General features: G+C 59.4%; 19 protein-coding genes. 13 read left to right on the top strand and 6 right to left on the bottom strand.

Going from position 1 to position 18,909, the window contains the following annotated elements:
• Positions 1-22 precede the first annotated feature (22 nt).
• Positions 23-517 (top strand): Lrp/AsnC family transcriptional regulator, encoded by a 495-nt coding sequence (locus QMG40_RS12220; RefSeq protein ID WP_283531333.1) that lies wholly within the window; start codon positions 23-25, stop codon positions 515-517.
• Here QMG40_RS12220 and QMG40_RS12215 read toward each other — a convergent pair.
• Positions 514-1,110, bottom strand: coding sequence for a YdeI/OmpD-associated family protein (locus tag QMG40_RS12215; protein ID WP_283531332.1), 597 nt, complete (start codon positions 1,108-1,110; stop codon positions 514-516). The genes QMG40_RS12220 and QMG40_RS12215 overlap by 4 nt on opposite strands.
• A 71-nt stretch (positions 1,111-1,181) precedes the next feature.
• Between QMG40_RS12215 and QMG40_RS12210 the strand changes: the two genes are divergently transcribed.
• The 4 genes from QMG40_RS12210 (at position 1,182) to tgt (ending at position 4,681) form a co-directional block, all read left to right on the top strand.
• A complete protein-coding gene (locus tag QMG40_RS12210) occupies positions 1,182-1,841 on the top strand; it encodes a VOC family protein (RefSeq protein ID WP_283531330.1) in 660 nt (219 codons plus the stop codon).
• A 67-nt stretch (positions 1,842-1,908) separates the two neighbouring features.
• A complete protein-coding gene (locus QMG40_RS12205) occupies positions 1,909-2,448 on the top strand; it encodes an NUDIX hydrolase family protein (RefSeq protein ID WP_283531329.1) in 540 nt (179 codons plus the stop codon).
• A 65-nt stretch (positions 2,449-2,513) separates the two neighbouring features.
• A complete protein-coding gene (locus QMG40_RS12200; RefSeq protein WP_283531328.1) occupies positions 2,514-3,230 on the top strand; it encodes an SRPBCC family protein in 717 nt (238 codons plus the stop codon).
• Between the two features lie 89 nt (positions 3,231-3,319).
• Positions 3,320-4,681 (top strand): tRNA guanosine(34) transglycosylase Tgt, encoded by a 1,362-nt coding sequence (gene tgt, locus QMG40_RS12195; protein ID WP_283531327.1) that lies wholly within the window; start codon positions 3,320-3,322, stop codon positions 4,679-4,681.
• A gap of 61 nt (positions 4,682-4,742) precedes the next feature.
• Here the strand turns inward: tgt and QMG40_RS12190 are convergent, their stop codons facing one another.
• Positions 4,743-5,468, bottom strand: a complete 726-nt coding sequence (locus QMG40_RS12190) for a queuosine precursor transporter (RefSeq protein ID WP_459253001.1) — start codon at positions 5,466-5,468, stop codon at positions 4,743-4,745.
• A gap of 180 nt (positions 5,469-5,648) precedes the next feature.
• Positions 5,649-6,263 carry a hypothetical protein gene (locus QMG40_RS12185; protein ID WP_283531325.1) on the bottom strand — a complete coding sequence of 205 codons (615 nt, stop codon included), beginning with the start codon at positions 6,261-6,263 and terminating at the stop codon, positions 5,649-5,651.
• A gap of 172 nt (positions 6,264-6,435) precedes the next feature.
• Between QMG40_RS12185 and QMG40_RS12180 the strand changes: the two genes are divergently transcribed.
• From QMG40_RS12180 to QMG40_RS12170, 3 genes are all read left to right on the top strand, one after another.
• Positions 6,436-7,611, top strand: a complete 1,176-nt coding sequence (locus tag QMG40_RS12180; RefSeq protein WP_283531324.1) for an alpha/beta hydrolase — start codon at positions 6,436-6,438, stop codon at positions 7,609-7,611.
• Positions 7,612-7,757: 146 nt separating this feature from the next.
• The gene (locus tag QMG40_RS12175; protein ID WP_283531442.1) at positions 7,758-8,684 is read left to right on the top strand and encodes an NADP-dependent oxidoreductase; all 927 of its coding nucleotides are present in this window, start codon (positions 7,758-7,760) and stop codon (positions 8,682-8,684) included.
• Positions 8,685-8,818: 134 nt separating this feature from the next.
• Positions 8,819-10,126, top strand: coding sequence for a hypothetical protein (locus QMG40_RS12170; RefSeq protein WP_283531323.1), 1,308 nt, complete (start codon positions 8,819-8,821; stop codon positions 10,124-10,126).
• 11 nt (positions 10,127-10,137) lie between these two features.
• Here the strand turns inward: QMG40_RS12170 and QMG40_RS12165 are convergent, their stop codons facing one another.
• From QMG40_RS12165 to QMG40_RS12155, 3 genes are read right to left on the bottom strand one after another with little or no spacing between them, the layout of a single operon-like run.
• Positions 10,138-11,064, bottom strand: a complete 927-nt coding sequence (locus QMG40_RS12165; RefSeq protein WP_283531322.1) for a ketopantoate reductase family protein — start codon at positions 11,062-11,064, stop codon at positions 10,138-10,140.
• The gene (locus tag QMG40_RS12160; RefSeq protein WP_283531321.1) at positions 11,061-11,555 is read right to left on the bottom strand and encodes a DUF2127 domain-containing protein; all 495 of its coding nucleotides are present in this window, start codon (positions 11,553-11,555) and stop codon (positions 11,061-11,063) included. The genes QMG40_RS12165 and QMG40_RS12160 overlap by 4 nt, the downstream gene beginning before the upstream one ends.
• Positions 11,556-11,593: 38 nt before the next feature.
• Positions 11,594-12,544: a LysR family transcriptional regulator gene (locus QMG40_RS12155; protein ID WP_283531320.1), complete on the bottom strand. Its 951-nt coding sequence runs from the start codon at positions 12,542-12,544 to the stop codon at positions 11,594-11,596.
• Positions 12,545-12,697: 153 nt separating this feature from the next.
• Here QMG40_RS12155 and QMG40_RS12150 point away from each other — a divergent pair, with 153 nt between their 5' ends.
• From QMG40_RS12150 to hpaE, 5 genes are all read left to right on the top strand, one after another.
• The gene (locus QMG40_RS12150) at positions 12,698-14,089 is read left to right on the top strand and encodes an MFS transporter (protein ID WP_283531319.1); all 1,392 of its coding nucleotides are present in this window, start codon (positions 12,698-12,700) and stop codon (positions 14,087-14,089) included.
• Between the two features lie 178 nt (positions 14,090-14,267).
• A complete protein-coding gene (locus QMG40_RS12145) occupies positions 14,268-14,996 on the top strand; it encodes an IclR family transcriptional regulator (protein WP_283531318.1) in 729 nt (242 codons plus the stop codon).
• A 195-nt stretch (positions 14,997-15,191) separates the two neighbouring features.
• On the top strand, positions 15,192-16,664 hold the full coding sequence (locus tag QMG40_RS12140; protein ID WP_283531317.1) for a fumarylacetoacetate hydrolase family protein: 1,473 nt from the start codon (positions 15,192-15,194) through the stop codon (positions 16,662-16,664).
• Complete coding sequence (locus tag QMG40_RS12135) at positions 16,661-17,341, top strand: GntR family transcriptional regulator (protein WP_283531441.1); 681 nt, start codon at positions 16,661-16,663, stop codon at positions 17,339-17,341. Before QMG40_RS12140 ends, QMG40_RS12135 begins: the two co-directional genes overlap by 4 nt.
• A 17-nt stretch (positions 17,342-17,358) precedes the next feature.
• The gene (gene hpaE / locus QMG40_RS12130) at positions 17,359-18,864 is read left to right on the top strand and encodes a 5-carboxymethyl-2-hydroxymuconate semialdehyde dehydrogenase (protein ID WP_283531316.1); all 1,506 of its coding nucleotides are present in this window, start codon (positions 17,359-17,361) and stop codon (positions 18,862-18,864) included.
• The last annotated feature ends 45 nt before the right edge of the window (positions 18,865-18,909 follow it).

Below are 18,909 nucleotides of genomic sequence, written 5' to 3'. Positions count from 1 at the left end.
TATGGATGTAACGGAGACCACATTGCCGAAAACGCAACTGCCGCCAGATCGCCTCGCCAGCCTCGACCCCATAGACTTGGCAATTTTGCGGGCCCTGGTTGCGGACAGTACTTTGACGAATAAGGCTATTGCCTCCCGGCTTGGTCTTGCCGAGTCAACCTGCGCTTACCGCATGCGTATGATGCGTGATGCCGGGGCGCTCCTGGGTAGTCGCGTCACACTGAACCTGTCCATGTTGGGGTTTCCAATCCAGGCCATCATCAAGGTGCGTTTGGGAAGCCACGACGCTGAGCACGTCAACACGCTCTACACCAAGCTCACCAAAGTCCCAGGAGTCATCCAAGCTTTCCATGTCGCAGGGGAAGATGACTTCCACCTGCATGTGGCTGTTGAAAGTCCACAGGCTCTGCGCGACATGGTCCTCAAACACATCACGGTCAACCGGGTAGTGCGGCAAACTGAGACCCAGTTAATCTTCGAGGCCCGCGATGGCGTAGGAGTGCTGGGCAATAGTTAGCGCTCTTGAGGTTTACGCTTCTGCGGATACGGAGTTTGACCCGCCTGAAGTTTCTGCACAAAACCAGCAACTTTCGCAGCCCTAACGGCAGGAGTCTTAACGGAGGTAACCCGGTGAATCAGCGCGTAGCGATTAACTGCTGTGAGCACCTCGAACATGGCTTGTGCTTGTGGATTAGCACCGATCGCTGTGGCCAGATCATCGGGCACTTCGGCGGTGCTTTGGCCCGCATAGGCGGCTTCCCAGCGGCCATCGGCCTTTGCTGCGTCGGCGGCAGCCTTCCCTGCTGGCTGCATCCGTCCCTCACTAACAAGCCGCTCATGGTGTCCAGTATTGATCTTGGACCACTTGCTGCTTCGGGTTCTGGCCGTGAACCGCCGCACGTGACTGCCGGCATCACGTTTTCCAATAACCCCATCAATCCACCCAAAGCACAGGGCCACATCTAGGGCATCAGCATAATCTAGCGCTGTGACGGTGCCGCCCTTCTTGTGCAGTACTAGACGAACCCCGGAACTCGTTAGGTGGTTTGCTGCGAGCCACGCGCGCCACGCCTCAGCATTGGGCAGGAGCAGTTCGGGAAGTTCATCCATGCCCCAACAGTAACCCTGGAGCTCGCTAAACAGTTGATACTTTAGGGAGCCAACTGCTTTTAGGAGAATTCATGCTGCGTGTCCGTCCGCTTGTCCACACAAACTATTTTCACGAATATGTAGCACTCCTTACGGCACTTGGTATGGACTGTGTGCAAACCCAGGACGACGGCGGTTGGCAAGTGTTCGACTCCGGCAACGGCAAAGTGGCAGTGCGCCGAGCCTGTGCCGATTCGCTCCCCGGGACCAGCGTGCACTTGGGTTTTGAGTTAAGGGATGCAGAAATTTTCATTCAGCGCACCCTGGCCGATGGAACCACCGCTGAACTGGCCCCAGACGCTGGAGCCGCCCGGGTCACGGCTCCGGATGGTTTTAGTTTTCTGGCACATCCTTCAAACGATCTCAGCCTGGCTCATCCACAGGCGCGCCTAGCCGTGGCGACCGTGTGGCGCACTTTGCAACCTGAGATGGCCAATACTGTCTTGGCAAACATTGGCGCAAAGCACGTGCGTGACAGTACCGGGGGCGGGGCCGTGTTTCGTATGAAAAATGGAGGCTTGGTAACTACGACGGCGGGAGATCTCACCGGCGTCGAACTTGGTTTTACGTACAACGGCGGGCTGGCTGAGCTGGGCAAAAAGTTGACCGGTGTTGCGGTGACGGTTGGTCTTGATGGGGACGCCCTGTGCGTAACAATGTCCGACGGCGTGTCCCTCACCATCACTTCGTGACGGCAATTCTTAGAGATTTGCGTGTGCGGAAGCAGCACACAAGGTAAAGATGAGGTAGAACTTAGATATGAGCGTTCGTACACCTGATCCGTATTCCGGCTGGCTCTCCGAAGAGGACCTGCACGAAGCCCGTAACCGCCTCCCCATGGTCTATGTGGAGGCAGTACCTGTCAGACTCGATCCACTGGGCTATGTCAACGAGATTGGTTTGCTGTTGCAGGCCGACGAGCAGGGTTCCATGGTGCGCACCCTGGTATCCGGGCGGGTGCTGTACCGCGAGACTATTCGCGCGGCCTTGATCCGGCACATTGAAAAGGACCTGGGACCGTTAGCGTTCCCACAGCTCCCGGTGAGCCCTGTGCCCTTCACGGTGGCCGAATACCTTCCTTCTCCGTCGCAGACAGGTTTCACCGACGAACGCCAGCACGCTGTTGCCCTGGTCTACGTCATCCCTGTGACAGGTGACTGTGAACCGCGCCAAGACGCGCTGGAGCTGACGTGGATGACCCCCGAGGAAGTCCTTAGCCCCGGTGTGCAGGCAGAATTTTTTGGTGGCCGCGGCGCGCTTGTGCGCCAGGCCATCTCCTACGCAGGCCTTGGACGCTAAGCCGGAGTCTGTCTTATTCCGTTCAGCTCTAGCAGATCCTCAATTTCACGCGTAGATTACCTTCCATGGCGACCTCCCAGCTCTCTGTCCTGATCAACGCCGACGCCGAACAGCTGTGGCACATGCTCCGTGAGCCGAACAGGATTGCCCAGTGGCATGGCTGGGAGATGGAGAGCTTGGATGATGAAATCCAGGAGATCTACTATTCCAATGCCATCGAAGGTCCCAATCACCTGCGTCTAGAAGTGAACATGGGCGATACTTTCACGCTAGAACCGCGGCCAGATGGAACCTTGGTGACATTGTCGCGCGGGAAGCCGATGGGCGAATGGGTCGCCTATGACGCCGATATCACCGAGGGCTGGTCCATGTTTTTGCAACAGCTCAGGTTCGCCCTGGAACGCCATCCCCAAACTTCACGGCGCACCGCTTACATTGACGGCACCAGCGCCACCCACAGTAATTTGTGGGATGTATTGGGCATTGACACTGGCTGGCTGCCAGAAGTTGGCGAACCCTATGAGCTGAGCTTGAATACCGGCGCAAAGCTCTCAGGCAAGGTCTGGTATCGAAGCGAAACACAGCTTGGACTCACTGTGGCAAGTTACGCACAGCATGGCGACGGTCTACTGATTCTGAACTCTCAGCGACCACTGGCCGGTGTGCGCGAACACCCCGGAGCCCAGATCATCGCCAGTACTTACGGTTTGGGTGCAGCCGAGTTTGATGCAATCAGCTCCCAATGGGATGAGTTCATGGAGGCTCACTACCCGGAGAAGTAACGTGGAGTGCTCTGCGCAGGTGCATCGAGCAGATCCGCTGGGGTTCAGCGGCGTTTATGGCGACGGGCAAGGACTGGCAAAATAGGATCATGCCTTCCCCAGAAAATCTCACTGACCTTCTTGCAAGCACGCCCGTCGCGGTCCCCGGCCAGACACCCACACCCACCTCCGGTCAGCCCGCCTCACAAAGCGAATTCAGTTTTAGGCTCGCCACACGGCTAAGTGAAAGCTGTGCCCCTACTGCGGCGGCCATTGCAGAGAATGGCGGGGCATTCCAGGGCCGTACGGGCGTTATTACCACCCCGCACGGAACCATCAGAACACCGGCATTCATCGCCGTCGGCACCAAAGCCACAGTCAAAGCGGTGCTACCAGAAGCAATGGAGGAGCTGGGCGCACAGGCGTTGCTGTCCAACGCTTACCACCTGTATTTACAACCTGGTGCAGACGTCCTGGACGCCGCTGGCGGGCTGGGACAGTTCATGAATTGGCAAGGCCCAACGTTCACTGACAGTGGCGGATTCCAGGTCATGAGCCTGGGTTCGGGCTTCAAAAAGGTCATCAATATGGATGCCGTGGCGTCCTCACCGCACGCAGGCGCGGATGATTCAGTAGCCGTGGGCAAGGAGCGTCTGGCTCATATTGACGACGACGGTGTCTGGTTCAAGTCACATTTGAATGGCGATATGCACCGATTCACCCCAGAGGTCTCCATGGCTGTACAGCACCAAATCGGGGCCGACATCATGTTTGCCTTTGATGAGCTGACTACTTTGCTGAACTCTCGCGGCTACCAGGAAATGTCCCTAGAACGCACCCGGCTGTGGGCACTGCGTTGCATTGCTGAGCACTTCCGGCTCAATCAAGAGCGTACGGGCAAGCCCTACCAGGCACTTTTCGGCGTCATCCAGGGTGCACAATACGAGGATCTGCGCCGCAAAGCCTCGCATGATCTGGGCGAGATGAACTTTGACGGGTATGGGATCGGCGGGGCATTGGAGAAGGAGAACTTGGGCACCATTGTGCGCTGGTGCTCCGAAGAATTACCTGAGAACAAGCCGCGCCATCTGCTGGGCATCTCCGAACCCGATGACATCTTTACCGCCATCGAAAATGGCGCGGACACCTTCGACTGTGTCTCCCCCACACGAGTTGCCCGCACTTCTGCTTTTTACACCCCGGATGGTCGTTTCAACCTTTCCGGCGCCCGCTATAAACGCGACTTCGCTCCCCTCTCAAAGGAGTGCGACTGCTACACCTGTGAGCACTACACACGCGCCTACATTCACCATTTATTCAAGGCCAAAGAGATGGTTTCGGCCACGCTGGTTTCCATCCACAATGAGCGTTTCGTGGTGAAAATGGTCGACGACGCCCGGCTCGCCATTGAGGATGGCACCTTCTTCGACTTCAAGGCTGAGACCCTACGCCGCTACTACCCCAAACGGTAGAGCCGGCGCACCGCCGTCGGGCCCTTAAAGATGGCGGCGCACCGCGTCGGGCGCGCCCTGCTTAGAGGGCCACCGAATAGGACGGCTCTCGGCGCTTGAACCAGCCGATGCAGATCGTAGTGACAGGGATGAGGGCGTACTGCACCCCGACTTTGTAAAGGAAGCCCACAAGTACGTAATTGGCAAACATCCCAACCCCCACAATGCCAATCACGGGTGCGGCGATGGCGCAGAAGATCAACGTGTCAATGAACTCGCCAACTCCGCTGGAGCCCATGAGACGGGCCCACAGTTTCCGTTCACCGTGGCGTGCTTTTAGGCGCACCATGATGAAAGAGTTGATGGTTTGACCGGCCAAAAACGCCAGTAGGCTCGCCAGTACTATTTGCGGGACGGGGCCCAAAGCGTCTTCTAAGGCGTGTTGTTTAGTGACGCCGTAGTCGTCAGTAAACCCAGGTAACGCAATGATCACCCAGTAACACAGGGATGCGAAAACTGAGAGTGCAAACGTAGTTAAAATGGCTTTACGCGCCACCTTGAACCCGTAAATTTCGCTGATCACATCCCCCAAAATGTAGGCAAAGGGAAAGAGGAAGAAGCCGCCGTCGGTCACTATCGGGCCAAAGAGCACCCCTTTGGAGGCGCCAATGTTGGAGAGGATGACGATCACCGCCATGCAGGCCAGCAGAATACCGAAATAGGGGCTCCCTACGGAAGCAAAGGCGGGGGCGGCTCTCACGCCATTCTTAAGAGGGGTTGCCGAAGCATTGCTTTGCAGCGGGGACATAGTAGAGTCTCAAATTTCTTTAGCTAAGTGGTTCGCTCATACCCGCATAGTCAATGGAGCGTCTGCGGGCCGGCTGTATTATCACTGGGCCCGTCTGCACCCGGGCCATCCCCTATTCTGCCACGAACCCCACGGGTACGGCACACAGTCGGTGCAGCTCCGGCGGGAACCCCGGGGCAGCTATTTAGTGAAAGTGAGAATCTCCGCCGCCTTGGTCCACCCGTCAACGGATAAAAATCGTTCTCCTTGTTCTTCATTGGCAATCAGGTAGAGGGTGTCAACGCCGTGGGTGAAGGCTTCTTCGCCGAGCCCGGCGACCATGGCCTGTTCAAAAACGTGAACAAATTCCTGCGCTTGCTCATCCACTACCAACAGGGCCAGGACCCCCACGTCTTCTCCAAGACTGAGGCGGCCGCTGGCAACGGGCCGGTCAAAAAGGGCCACCTCAACCAGGTCATAGTTTTCCATTGGCGCAGCTGCGAGGTTGCCATCAGGTGGTAGTTGCGGCACAAGGTCAAGACTGTCTGTCTGTGCGCAGAGCAGAATCTGGTGCGACCCAGCATGGAGCCCTTGGGATTGGGCGAATTGAGTAGCTCCGGCCGGATCTTCTGTCACAAGAATCAGCTCAGATGCGGAGTCCATTTGTGCGCTCTGGGCAGAGCCGCCCGGTCCTGGCCAAACCATCGCGTGCTGGGTGCCTATGGTGAGAACTGCGTCCTCCACCACGGACTCTAGATCCTGCACTGCGGCCCATGCTTGAGCCCAATCGTGAAATGTATCCTGCCAGATGGCCATTTTCTCACCCTTTTTCAGCGTGCCAGTCTCCCGCACGGAACCGTACGGTCACCGGAGTTGGCCGCACGAGTGCGCCCCTCAAGCATAAGCACAGATGCAAGGGGGCACAGATAATCACAGCCAAGAAGCAGTGCGGCAAGCGCGGATCGGCTGCACCCGCTAGCATCATGCCATGATCTCTTGGCAGCAGGACGTCCTTGGCCCGAATTTCCAACAGCTCACCCTGGACCTGCCTTCGGGTTCCCCGGCAACGCTGGTGAAGTATGTGGCAGATGCGCCTGCGTGGCCATCCTCGCCGCTTACCGGGGCGGACATTCTGTACGTACACGGCTGGTCAGATTATTTTTTCCAGTATGAACTGGCCGAGTTCTGGCACCGAGCCGGCGCAAATTTCTACGCCCTGGACCTACACAACTATGGCCGTAGTTTGCGTCCTGGCATGGTGCCCGGACAAGTCTCCTCACTGACCGATTACGACGCCGACATTGCCTCCGCACTGGACGCCATGGGGCGTAGCGGGGTCAGCGAAGGGGTGATGCCTTTGCCAACCGATGCACAAGCCCAAGACCAGCAATCATTTGAACTCGATTTTTTAAACGAAGCTCGCCATCGACTCAGTGCCGCCTTTGACGCGCTCGTTGGCCGGGAGCGGGTGGAAGAAACTCAGGAAATATCCAAAGAACGTCCACTAGTTCTCCTGGGTCATTCAACGGGAGGGCTGACACTGAGTCTGTGGGCCGCTCGGCACCCCGGCGCGGCGGCGGCCGTGGTACTTAACAGTCCTTGGCTTGAGTTTCAGGCCAGTGAAGTAGGCAGAGCCATGGTTGCACCCCTCATCGAGGCCCGGGCAAGGTTCCGCCCCCTTGTTCCGTTGCCAGGTGTCGACCCGGGTTTCTATACCCGAGCAGTATCAAAAAAGTACGACGGCGAGTGGGAGTATGAATCCGACTGGCGCCCCGATCGTGGGTTTCCTTTGGCACCTTCATTTTTGAACGCCGTGTTCCAAGGACAAGCGCAGGTGGCACGCGGCTTGGGCCTGCGGGTGCCTGTGCTTGTGATGCTCTCGGATAAGAGCTACCTGCAGCCAAAGTGGTCATCAAACGCGTTGGCGGCAGACGTTGTACTGAACGTTGACGCCGTCGCCAAGCGAGCCTTTGACCTAGGCTCCAATGTGACCTTGCACAGGATTACAGGCGCGTTCCATGATGTGTTTCTCTCGCCATCGAAGATCCGTGCGCAGGCTTACGCTGGCATGGGTAGCTGGGTGGAGGCAGCCTTGGATACAGTTGCGCACAATCGCTGGCTCGAGCGGGCAGAACGGAAAGTACGTGCAGATGGCGAGTTATAATTCATCTCACTTTACCCGTGCGCCGCGGGGAGCGTGCCCTGAGAACGTGCCCTGAGAACGTGCCCTGAGAAGAGGGAATCTTTCAATCGCTTTGATAGTTGGAACTGGTGGAGTCAACGAAAGGAATCAGCACCATGAGTTCATCAATGAAAGCTATGACCTACGCCCAATACGGTGGCATCGAGGTTTTGGAGCAAACTGAACAGCCCACACCCAAGGTTTCCCCCGGCTCTGTGTTGATCCGGGTCAAGGCCGCAGGGGTGAATCCTGTGGATTGGAAGGTCATGTCTGGCGGACTCGATGCCATGATGGACGTTACGTTCCCTGTAACGGCGGGCTGGGATGTTGCCGGAGTGGTGGAGGCCGTTGGCTTTGATACTCCGGAGTTTCACGTGGGTGAGGAAGTTTATTCAAATGGCCGCCGCGACACGGTCCAGGGTGGCACCTTCGCGGAGTTTGTTGCCCTGCCGGCAGTGATGGTGGCGCACAAGCCTGCATCACTTTCTTGGGAACAGGCAGCGGCACTGCCTCTCACAGGTCTGACTGCCCAGCGCACTCTCGATGTTTTGGGCCTGGAATCTGGTCAGACGTTACTGATCCACAACGGCTCGGGAAGCGTGGGCCGCACCGCGATACAGCTGGCAAGCTTGGCAGGTGTGCGGGTCATCGCCACGGCATCTGCCAAAAACCATGAGCGTCTGCGCGAGTTGGGGGCCGAACCTGTTCAGTACGGGGACGGTCTGGCGGATCGTGTCCGCGCGCTGGTTCCTGACGGAGTCAATGCCGTGGCAGATTTCAACGGCGGCGTTCTTGCCGACACCCTTGCGTTGCTCAAGCATGGCGGTAAGCACGCCTCCATTGCCGACTGGTCAGTTCTTGAGCACGGCGGCGAGTACATTTGGGTTCGCCCTGATGCCCAGGAATTGAAACGCCTCAGCCAGCTGGTCCAGGACGGGAAGCTCAGCGTGGATGTGGCACAGACTTTTCCCATGCAGGAAGCCGCCAAGGCCTTCGAATCAAGTATGTCCGGCCACGGCGCCGGCAAAATTGTTCTGACAGAGTTCACTAACTAGTAGATTTCGCTGCATTTTTTGTCTACGCGGTGGACGCTCCCTCCACGGTTCAAGGAGCGTCCACGCAGTGAAGTGAGAAAGGCTCGGTGCGGCTACGGTTAAAGGATCCCGCCCCGCTCACTGCAAGGAATCCTGTGGCCAAGAAGCCAACCATCACCAAGAAGTCCCGTTTCGGTAATCCTGTCAAAGCTGCCGCTGACGCTGCTGAACGCGCAAACGTTCTTTCCCTAGCTGACGTACGGCTGGATCGGGCTATGGAGGCTCTGTCCCCGGGGTTCGTTTTATGGCTTGAAGCCCAAGGGCGCAGTGAAGAGAGCGTAGACATCGCCTTGATGATTCTTGACGACTTTTTCGACATGTACCGTCTGCTTGAGCCAGCGACCAATGCAATGGCTCTTGTTCCGGAGGCGGTACAGGAAGTCCTGGAAGTCTCCGCCGATGTCAATCCGCAGGCAACCTTTGCGGTGCGCAGCGGTGTCCGTGACTATGTTGATTATTTACTGGCAGCCTCGCTCTGGACTGGGACATTACAGGATGTTTCAGCGCTCCAGGAAGTGCTCAAGCAACCCGATTGGCCCGGTTGGAACCCTGACGCGCAGCTGAAACTGGACGCTCTGGCGCCCAACCACGACGTCACTGGAACCGGCTCCGACTCCGACTCCGACCACAGTGACTTTGATCCGGCCGCTAGCGAGTTCCTTGACGTTTATATTCCTGAGCTGAGCGCCGAACTCTTGCGCGCGGCAGTGGCGGATTCGCCACTGTGGCAGAACATGGTGTGCCTGCTCATTTGGGTTGGGGATGGTAGAGCAGTCACCGGCAAGGGTTCACTGCAAAAAAAGGACCATGCAGAAGCTGCTGCAACACTGGTTCACACAGGTGCCAGCACTCTTGAGGCGGCCTTCCATTCCTCCGCGTCAGAGGGCGAACTTGAGGCAGAGACCATCAATAGGCTCAAACTGTATTGGCATCTGCTTAGCAGCTCCGGATTGATTCAGTTCAAGTCCGCGCGCGTGAAACTCTCCCCCCGCGCCAAGGAATATTTAGCCACCCCTGAACCCATGGTTGAGGAGTTCCGGGATGCGCTGAGCCGCTTCATTTTCATTTCAACTCTGACCGGGTCCGAGCCCGGCTACTACGAGCCTTGGAACATCGATATGTCATCATTCCTTACCCGGTGCGCGTCCGTTTCACAGCCTGAATCTGCGTTCCTTGCCGCTGCCCTAGAAGCCCCTGACACCGCCGATCCTGAGGTTTTCATTTTGGCCAAAAACGTTGCAAGCTGGGCTGCTGAGGGCCTCGTTACAGTTGGCGAGCACCTCAGCGTTCCGCCTGCTTTTCGGCCGGATCTGGTTGAAGTCCTCCATGCTGATTTCAATATCAAGGCGGTTGGACCAGGGGCTGACACCAATGTGGCAACACTGCTTACCCACACCCGATAGTTGTTAGCTGCTCAGCCCTTGCGGAGCACTGCTATATCGTGAACGCGCAGCTGCATTAGCGCTAGGTCAAGCAGCGGTGTGGCTACCTCGTAGGTGGCTGCTCTGCGGGCAAAGTCACCGATGATGTGTTCGCCTTCATGGGCCAGCCCTGCTGTAACGTCGCGGTAAAGCGAAGATGTGAATGTGGAGCCGGGCTGGGTCAGGAAAGCTAATGAGTTCGCGTTCTCCTCTTCCGGCACAGGGAATCCGGCGGCGGCGGACACGCCGGCAACCTCCGCCAGGACAGAGGCCACGAATACGTCCCCGCCCTGAACCGCGGCGATGTCACCCACGGACCCACGCATCAAGCACGTCACAACGCCTGCTGCGGTGATGAAGGCCCATTTGTGCCACATGGCACTCAAGCCGTTGGGCACGGCTAGTGAGTCATACCCAGACACAGAGATCTCGGCTAGAACTGCCTGAATACGGGAGGTAAATTCTCCACGTTGCTCACCAACAGTCCACCGGGCCAGTGGGTTCAGGATTTCTATATCCCCATCGCTATTGATGGTGGAGACCAGGTGAATGACCGAGCCAAGCACTTTTTCGGTACCAAAGGCTGCCCCGAGGGCATCCATGTGCGCCATTCCGTTCAGAAAAGGAATAATGAGCGTCTGGGCTCCCACTGCGGGGGCCATATCGGCAATGGCCTGCTTTAGTCCCGTCGCCTTGACAGTAAGAATGACGACGTCGAAGGTCTTATCCAGCGTCTGCGCCGTGAGGAGTTTGGGTTCGATCCGGCTCACGTGCCCCGTGTCAGCAATACGCAGTCCACGTGCTTGTAAAAATTCGGCCCGTTTTTCGCGCACCAAAAAACTCACGTCACGCCCTGCCCGGGCAAGACAGGCACCAAAGTACCCGCCTGTGGCACCGGCTCCCACAACAAGAATTTTCACGTCTGTCCCTCCAGCTTTCGTCGTCGGTGCCGTCCGTATTCATGGCCTGTCAGCACAACGATCAGGATATCGAACACTGTCAGCGCAACCAGCCCCACCGACGGTGTCAGCGTCAATTGGTAGAGCTGGTAAAGGATGAAAACCACCAGAACTGCGATCATCCAGGGGTACGCCCACAGCTTGTTCATCAGCAGTGCCAGCACGAGTACCACCTTCACGAGGCCATGGACCAGCAAGTAAAGTGCGGTAAATAGGACCACATGGTCGCTGAGCCCTAAGGCTCCGCGCAGGATGTGGTTGGCCAGAAAATCGTTGGGGTCCTCGGATAGTTCAGGCTGGGTAATAAGGACGGCAATGTCATGGATTTTCGCTGGTGCAATGAACAGTAGGAGAGAGCCACCTAGAAGTTCAAGGACGCCGTCAAGGCCTTTGAGGATAATGCCAATGGCAAAGAACTTGTCCCACCAGTCGGTCATCCGCAGCATCCGCATTGCCCCTCCAACCCTTTTCTGACTGGAGCCTAGCACCGTCAGCCTGTTGGAGTCTGGGCGGCAATCGGCCCCGCTGCTCCGAACGTTTCAATGGCGAAATCGAGCAGGGCCTTTGCCCTGGGGCTCAGTCGGAAGTCTTCTGGCCAAATGCCCGCCATGCTCGTCTGGCTGCTCGGCGGTGACAAGGGGCGGATAGCCATGGGGAGCCCTTCCAAGCTGACCGGGGCGCAGTTTGGTCGCGACATCAGCAGTGAATATCCCAGGCCACGGGCCACCAGCGCCTGAACCAGGATGACCTGCGGCATATGCGCCACGATGGTGGGTCGCAGCCCACGTTCCGCGAAGGCCCGGTGAGTATTCGCTGTGCTGGGGCTGGAGTCGTACATGATCAGGGGCTCCGCTACCAGTTCAGCCAAGTCCACGGATCCTTGCCCTGCCAGCGGATGGTCCATTGGCAGCACCGCCTGCAGCTCGGTCTCATAGATGATCCGCCGCTGAAAACCAGGTGGCAGCTCCATGTCGTAGACAATGGCTAGGTCCATCCGGCCGCTCTCCAGCGCCGGCAGCAACTCGTCGTGTGTGCCCACCACCACCTCCACCGTGACCCCTGGATGGAGCTTGGGAAAACCATCCAGGATGGCTGGCAGTACGCTAGCGGCAAAACTGGCAAAGCAGCCCAATTTCACCGGTCCCTTAAGTTCACCTGTTTCTCCGCTCATCTCCACCAACAGATCCCCTGCGTCCTTCAGCAATCCCCTTGCCCGAACCGCAAAGTGCTCCCCTGCCGGAGTCAGTTGCAGCCCGCGGGACTTGCGGCGGATGCACAATTGCTCACCCACGGAGCTTTCCAACCGTGTGATGGCCTGGGAAAGTGCTGATTCCGAGAAGTGCAGGGACACTGCCGCCTCGCTCAGTGTAGGGAAGTCTGAGAGGGCCACAAATAGCTCCAACTGGCGGAAAGTGAACTTAACCAAAGCAACTTCTTTCATAAAACCGAATATGTATTGCTATTTTTATAAGTTTACTCATTGTTGAAGAAGTGTGACACTAGTTACATCCAGACTGATTCCGCCACGTTGCCGCATCACTGCCTCAGCCAGGGTCGAACAGTTCCCCCGGAGCAAAGTCAAGGACACGAACCCATGAGCATCCCTTCCGTCGTTGACACGCGACGCACGCAGCGTCGCGTGGCTATGGCTACCCTTATCGGCACCACCGTCGAGTGGTACGACTACTTTATCTACGCCACAGCCGCCGGCCTGGTGTTTGCGCACCTATTCTTCGAGCCCGCCGGACCCCAGATCGGCCTGCTGCTCTCCTTCGCCTCGGTAGGAATCAGCTTCTTGTTCCGCCCACTCGGCGCCTTCCTGGCAGGCCACTATGGCGACAGGATTGGCCGCCGGGCCATGCTGGTGCTGACGCTGCTGCTGATGGGCGGTTGCACCACGCTGATCGGCCTGCTGCCCACCTATGCGACGGCTGGCGTGCTGGCACCCATACTGCTGCTGATCCTTCGCATCCTGCAGGGCGTCTCCGCTGGCGGGGAATGGGGAGGCGCAGTTTTGATGGCCGTCGAGCACGCCCCTAGCGACAAGCGCGGGCGGGCAGGTTCCTTCCCTCAGCTCGGCGTACCGCTGGGTCTGCTCATGGCTTCAGGTGTCATGGCCTTGATGACCGGTGTGATTGCCCCGGGCGACGCCTTCATTCAGTGGGGTTGGCGCGTGCCGTTCCTACTCAGTGTTGTGCTGATCGGAGTGGGCTACTTTGTGCGCCGCGCAGTGGAGGAAAGCCCGGTGTTCCTGGAAATCGCCGAAAAGAAGCAGCAGCCCAAGGTGCCCATCGTGGAACTCTTCCGCAAGCACTGGCGCCTGGTGATCTTGGCAGCGTTGATCTTCGCCGGCAACAACGCCTCCGGCTACATGGCGACCGGTGGTTTCATTCCCAGTTACGCCACAAACCCGGACGGCAACGTGGGACTGGAGAAGACACCCGTGCTGCTCGCCATGACCTTCGCGGCGGCCACTTGGCTCATCTTCACCGCACTGGCCGGCGGCATGGCTGACAAGATAGGGCGCAAAAACACCTACCTGATCGGCTTCACAGCCCAGGCACTAACTGTCTTCCCGCTGTTCCTGCTCATCAATACCGGTGAACTCTGGGCGTTGTTCCTTGCCTTGTTCCTGTTCACGTTCGGCCTGGGCCTGACCTACGGCCCGCAAGCAGCCTGGTACAGCGAGATCTTCCCGGCATCTGTGCGCTTCTCCGGCGTTTCAATCTCCTACGCGATCGGGGCCATTATTGGCGGCGCCTTTGCCCCCATGATCGCCCAAGCGCTTCTGCAAGCCACCGGCACCAGCCTGGCCATTTCCGCCTACCTGCTGCTGATGACGCTTCTTGGCCTAGCGGCGGTGATCATGCTCAAGGACCGTCCCGGGATCAACCTGAGCATCACCAACCAGGCGGAGCAGGAAGTTGGTGCCACCATCTTCGACAAGCGTCAGCCGGCAGTGGGCGCAGCCAGCGCGCAGGCCTGACTCCCTTCGAGAGCGAAACACTCTCCCGTGAAAGTAGAACGACGGCGGCACCCACCTTGCGTAGGTGTCGCCGTCGTCCGTTTTGCTGATTCAAGAAGCCTTGCAGGAAGTTCTATAATTGAACTTCCGTCCCAAATAAGGAACGGCTGTTTCGGCGGTGACTGAAAAGGATGATGACGTGAGCACAGACGCAGTTGAGGGTTCCACGGAGAAGGCACCTGCCCATTCGCAAACCCTGTCCCGCGGCATCCGTGCCCTGGAAATCCTGGCCGCAGCCCCCGCCCCCATGACCATTGCCGAGCTCTCCGCCGCCTTGGGCGTGCACCGCTCCGTCGCCTACCGCATCCTGCGCACGCTTGAAGATCACGCACTGCTCACTCGGGATGATGCCGGCCGCGTCCAGGCCGGCCCCGGACTGGCCGCCCTTGCCCGCGGCGTTTCCCGCGACCTGCAAACTGCTGCCCTTCCGGAACTGACGGAGCTGGCCAATGAACTGTCCATGACGGCCTTCATAGCAGTGTGGGACCACCGTGATTCCGTCACGCTGCTGACAGTGGAGCCTAGGCGCTCCGGCGCCACGTTGGCCCAGCGCCCTGGCACGCGCCATTCCTTCAGCTCGGGTGCACCAGGCATCGCTATTCAGTCGGCCATCAGCGAGGACGCCTGGGCGCGTCTGGCACCAGGTCTGCCATACCGGCCAGAAGCACGCGCCGCCCGCACGGCCGGGTATGCCACCAGCCATGACGAAGTGCTCCCGGGAGTCTCCGCGATCGCCGCACCCATCCGTATTCCCGGTGGCATGCCCGCCTCCATCTGCGTGGTTTTTCTGGGAACTGACAGCAATCAGGCCACTGTTGGTGCGCGGTTGGCTGCCAGCGCACGGGCCATCGAAGCGCAACTGCAGTAGTCCCCCAACCTGCCGCAAGCGCTGCTGCCATTCCAACCAAGGGCAACGTGCCCTGTGACGCACACTCTTGGCTAAATAGTTTCCCACCACCCCTTGACGTGATCGGGATAACACGATTACGCTGATCGTATACGATTTCGTACTTGATATGCGGGCCGGAAAGATCGTCCCCGCAACAGATCCCAGGAGAGTTTCGTGGAACAAGTCACCGCAGACACGCTCAAGCAGGCCGGCAAGGTCATCGCCGTCCACCTTGCCTACAAGTCGCGGGCCGACCAGCGCGGGCGCACCCCCGCCAAACCGTCCTACTTCCTGAAGGCATCCTCGTCGCTGAGCCTCAGCGGCTCGCACATCGAGCGCCCGGCAGGCTGCGAACTGCTCGCCTACGAGGGCGAGATCGCCCTCGTCATCGGCACGGCGGCACGCCGCGTCAGCCTCGAAGACGCTTGGTCCCACGTCAGCCACATCACGGCCAGCAACGATCTTGGCGTTTACGACCTCAAGTACGCGGACAAGGGCTCCAACGTCCGTTCCAAGTCAGGAGACGGGTTCACCCCGTTCGGCCCGGGCCTCATTCCGGCAGCAGGGCTCAATCCGGCCGCCCTGCGCGTGCGCACCTGGGTCAATGGCGAACTTGTCCAGGATGACACCACCGCAGGATTGATCTTCTCCTTCAGCCAGATCGTGGCGGACCTGTCCCAGCTCATGACGCTGGAGCCCGGCGATGTGATTCTCACCGGCACCCCGGCGGGATCCTCCGTTGCTGGCCCTGGCGACGTGATCGAGGTCGAGGTGGACGCCCCGGAGGCAGGGCTGTCCACGGGACACTTGAGCACCACCGTCGCCCAAGGCACCATCGAGATGGCAGACTTCGGCAACGGCCCCAAGACCACCGATGCCGACCGCGCGGACGCTTGGGGTTCCCCCGAAGCGGCCGGTTTGGCACCGAAGGGCCTCAGCGCCGAACTCAAGCGCAAGCTGACAAGCGTTGGTACCGCCACCCTCAGCGCCCAGCTGCGCAAGCGCGGGCTGAACAACGTCAGCATCGACGGGTTGAAGTCCACCCGCCCCGAACTGCGCATCGCCGGCATGGCCCGCACCCTGCGTTACGTGCCCAACCGTGAGGACTTGTTCAAGTCACACGGCGGCGGCTACAACGCCCAAAAGCGCATCATTAACACCTTGAACGACGGCGACGTGCTCGTCATGGAAGCCCGGGGCGAGCCCGGCACGGGCACCGTCGGGGACATCCTGGCCCTGCGTGCACAGATCAACGGAGCCGTGGCGATCGTGACCGACGGCGGCGTCCGCGACGTTGACGCCGTGGCAGCACTGGAGATGCCCACGTTCTTCACCGGAGCACACCCCGCCGTTTTGGGCCGCAAACACATTCCGTGGGACACCGATCTGACCATCTCCTGCGGCGGCGCCACGGTCCAGCCCGGCGACATCATTGTCGGGGACTCGGACGGCGTGCTGGTGATCCCGCCGTCGTTGGCACAAGAAGTCGCCGATGACGCCATCGTCCAGGAACACGAGGAAACGTTCATCGCGCAAATGGTCGCCGAAGGCAACAGCGTGGAGGGCCTGTACCCGATGAATGCCGCTTGGCGAGCAAAGTTCTCCGAGTGGGCCACCACGCACCCCAATCCGGCTGCACAGCCGTGATCACCGCGTCAGTCGGCGCACCTGCCGGCAGCAAGTCCGAGCAGGCCTACGCTGCCATCAAGGACAAGATCCTGGCCGGGAAATACACCCCCGGCTACCGGCTGGTGCTGGCCAAGCTCGCCAGCGATCTGGGATTCTCCGTGGTCCCCGTCCGCGAAGCCATCCGCCGGCTGGAGGCGGAAAGTTACATCACGTTTGAACGCAACATTGGCGCCACGGTGGCAGGGATAGACCCCACGGAATACCTGTACACCATGCAGACCCTGAGCATTGTAGAAGGCGCCGCCACGGCACTTTCCGCGCCCATGATCTCAGCAGCTGACATTGCCCGTGCCCGCGCAGTGAACACAAAAATGCGCGAGTGCTTAGCAGATTTCGACCCGATTCTGTTCACGGCGCTGAACCTGGACTTCCACAGCATCCTGTTTGAGAACTGCCCCAACCCGCACATCCTGGACCTTGTCCACCGCGGCTGGAACCGGCTGCAGGCGCTGCGTTCCTCCACGTTCAGCTACGTCCCTGGCCGGGCACAGCAGTCCGTGGCCGAACATGAAGCACTGCTGTCTTTGATCGAAAGCGGTGCCGGGCCCGACGCCGTCGAACATGCCGCCCGCGCTCACCGCACCGCCACTCTTGACGCCTACCTGGCGCGCACCAACCACCTAACCCAGCACTGAAGAAAAGGACCAACTCAATGGCTGATCACTACGTCCCGGAAAACCTTCCCACCCGCATTCAGCACTACATTGACGGAAAGTTCGTCGATTCCGTCAACGGTGCAACGTTTGACGTCCTGAACCCCGTCTCGAACACCAACTACGCCACCGCTGCCGCTGGCCAGAAGGAAGACATCGACCTGGCCGTGGCCGCCGCAACCAGGGCCTTCAACGACGGGCCGTGGCCGCGCATGAAGCCGCGCGAGCGTTCACGCATCCTGAACAAGATCGCCGACGCCGTGGAAGCCCAGGAAGCTCGTTTGGCCGAGCTGGAGAGCTTTGACTCCGGCCTGCCCATCACCCAGGCACGCGGCCAGGCCATGCGCGCCGCAGAGAACTTCCGCTTCTTTGCCGACTTGATCGTGGCCCAGTTCGACGACGCCATGAAGGTCCCCGGCTCCCAGATCAACTATGTGAACCGCAAGCCGATCGGTGTTGCCGGGCTCATCACCCCCTGGAACACGCCGTTCATGCTCGAATCCTGGAAGCTGGCCCCCTCACTGGCTTCCGGTTGCACCGTGGTGCTCAAGCCGGCTGAGTTCACCCCGCTCTCCGCCTCACTGTGGGCCGGAATCTTCGACGAAGCCGGACTCCCCCAGGGTGTGTTCAACCTGGTCAACGGCCTCGGCGAAGAAGCAGGAGACGCACTCGTCAAGCACCCCGACGTCCCGCTGATCTCCTTCACCGGCGAAACCACCACCGGCCAAACCATCTTCCGCAACGCCGCCACGAACTTGAAAGGCCTGTCCATGGAACTGGGCGGCAAGAGCCCGTGCGTGGTGTTTGCCGACGCTGACTTCGACGCCGCGATCGACTCCGCACTGTTCGGCGTTTTCTCCCTTAACGGCGAGCGCTGCACGGCTGGCTCACGCATTCTGGTGGAGCGTTCCATCTACGACGAATTCTGTGAAAAATACGCCGCACGTGCCAAGAACATCGTGGTCGGTGACCCGCACGACCCCAAGACCGAGGTGGGCGCCCTGGTCCACCCCGAGCACTACAACAAGGTCATGTCTTACGTTGACATTGGCAAGTCAGAGGGCCGACTGCTGGCTGGCGGCGGGCGCCCAGAGGGGCTGGAGCACGGCAACTACGTGGCCCCCACCGTCTTTGCCGATGTGAAACCCGAGGCACGGATCTTCCAGGAGGAAATCTTCGGCCCCGTTGTCGCCATCACCCCCTTCGACACCGACGAAGAGGCCCTGGAGTTGGCCAACGGCGTCAAGTACGGGCTCGCCGCCTACATTTGGACGCAGAACCTGACCCGTGCCCACAACTTCGCCCAGAACGTCGAGGCCGGCATGGTCTGGCTGAACAGTCACAACGTGCGTGATCTGCGTACCCCGTTCGGCGGGGTCAAGGCATCAGGATTGGGTCATGAGGGCGGCTTCCGCTCCATCGACTTCTACACCGATCAGCAGGCCGTGCACATCACGCTCGGTGCTGTCCACACCCCAAAATTCGGTGCCTCCGCCAGCGAATAAGCACCTCCCACCAGCATCTCGCATCAGGCATCCCCCACTCAACGA

It is taken from the genome of Arthrobacter antibioticus, from assembly GCF_030063205.1.
GTDB lineage: Bacteria > Actinomycetota > Actinomycetes > Actinomycetales > Micrococcaceae > Specibacter.
This window is presented reverse-complemented; position numbering and strand designations above follow the sequence as displayed.

Excerpts from the sequence above, each read along its gene's own strand:
- QMG40_RS12215 (WP_283531332.1), bottom strand. The coding sequence starts at position 1,110 with ATGGATGAACTTCCCGAACTGCTCCTGCCCAATGCTGAGGCGTGGCGC.
- QMG40_RS12190 (WP_459253001.1), bottom strand. The coding sequence starts at position 5,468 with ATGTCCCCGCTGCAAAGCAATGCTTCGGCAACCCCTCTTAAGAATGGC.
- QMG40_RS12155 (WP_283531320.1), bottom strand. The coding sequence starts at position 12,544 with ATGAAAGAAGTTGCTTTGGTTAAGTTCACTTTCCGCCAGTTGGAGCTA.
- QMG40_RS12200 (WP_283531328.1), top strand. The coding sequence starts at position 2,514 with ATGGCGACCTCCCAGCTCTCTGTCCTGATCAACGCCGACGCCGAACAG.
- QMG40_RS12185 (WP_283531325.1), bottom strand. The coding sequence starts at position 6,263 with ATGGCCATCTGGCAGGATACATTTCACGATTGGGCTCAAGCATGGGCC.
- QMG40_RS12180 (WP_283531324.1), top strand. The coding sequence starts at position 6,436 with ATGATCTCTTGGCAGCAGGACGTCCTTGGCCCGAATTTCCAACAGCTC.
- hpaE (WP_283531316.1), top strand. The coding sequence starts at position 17,359 with ATGGCTGATCACTACGTCCCGGAAAACCTTCCCACCCGCATTCAGCAC.
- QMG40_RS12205 (WP_283531329.1), top strand. The coding sequence starts at position 1,909 with ATGAGCGTTCGTACACCTGATCCGTATTCCGGCTGGCTCTCCGAAGAG.
- QMG40_RS12175 (WP_283531442.1), top strand. The coding sequence starts at position 7,758 with ATGAAAGCTATGACCTACGCCCAATACGGTGGCATCGAGGTTTTGGAG.
- QMG40_RS12160 (WP_283531321.1), bottom strand. The coding sequence starts at position 11,555 with ATGCGGATGCTGCGGATGACCGACTGGTGGGACAAGTTCTTTGCCATT.
- QMG40_RS12210 (WP_283531330.1), top strand. The coding sequence starts at position 1,182 with ATGCTGCGTGTCCGTCCGCTTGTCCACACAAACTATTTTCACGAATAT.
- QMG40_RS12150 (WP_283531319.1), top strand. The coding sequence starts at position 12,698 with ATGAGCATCCCTTCCGTCGTTGACACGCGACGCACGCAGCGTCGCGTG.
- tgt (WP_283531327.1), top strand. The coding sequence starts at position 3,320 with ATGCCTTCCCCAGAAAATCTCACTGACCTTCTTGCAAGCACGCCCGTC.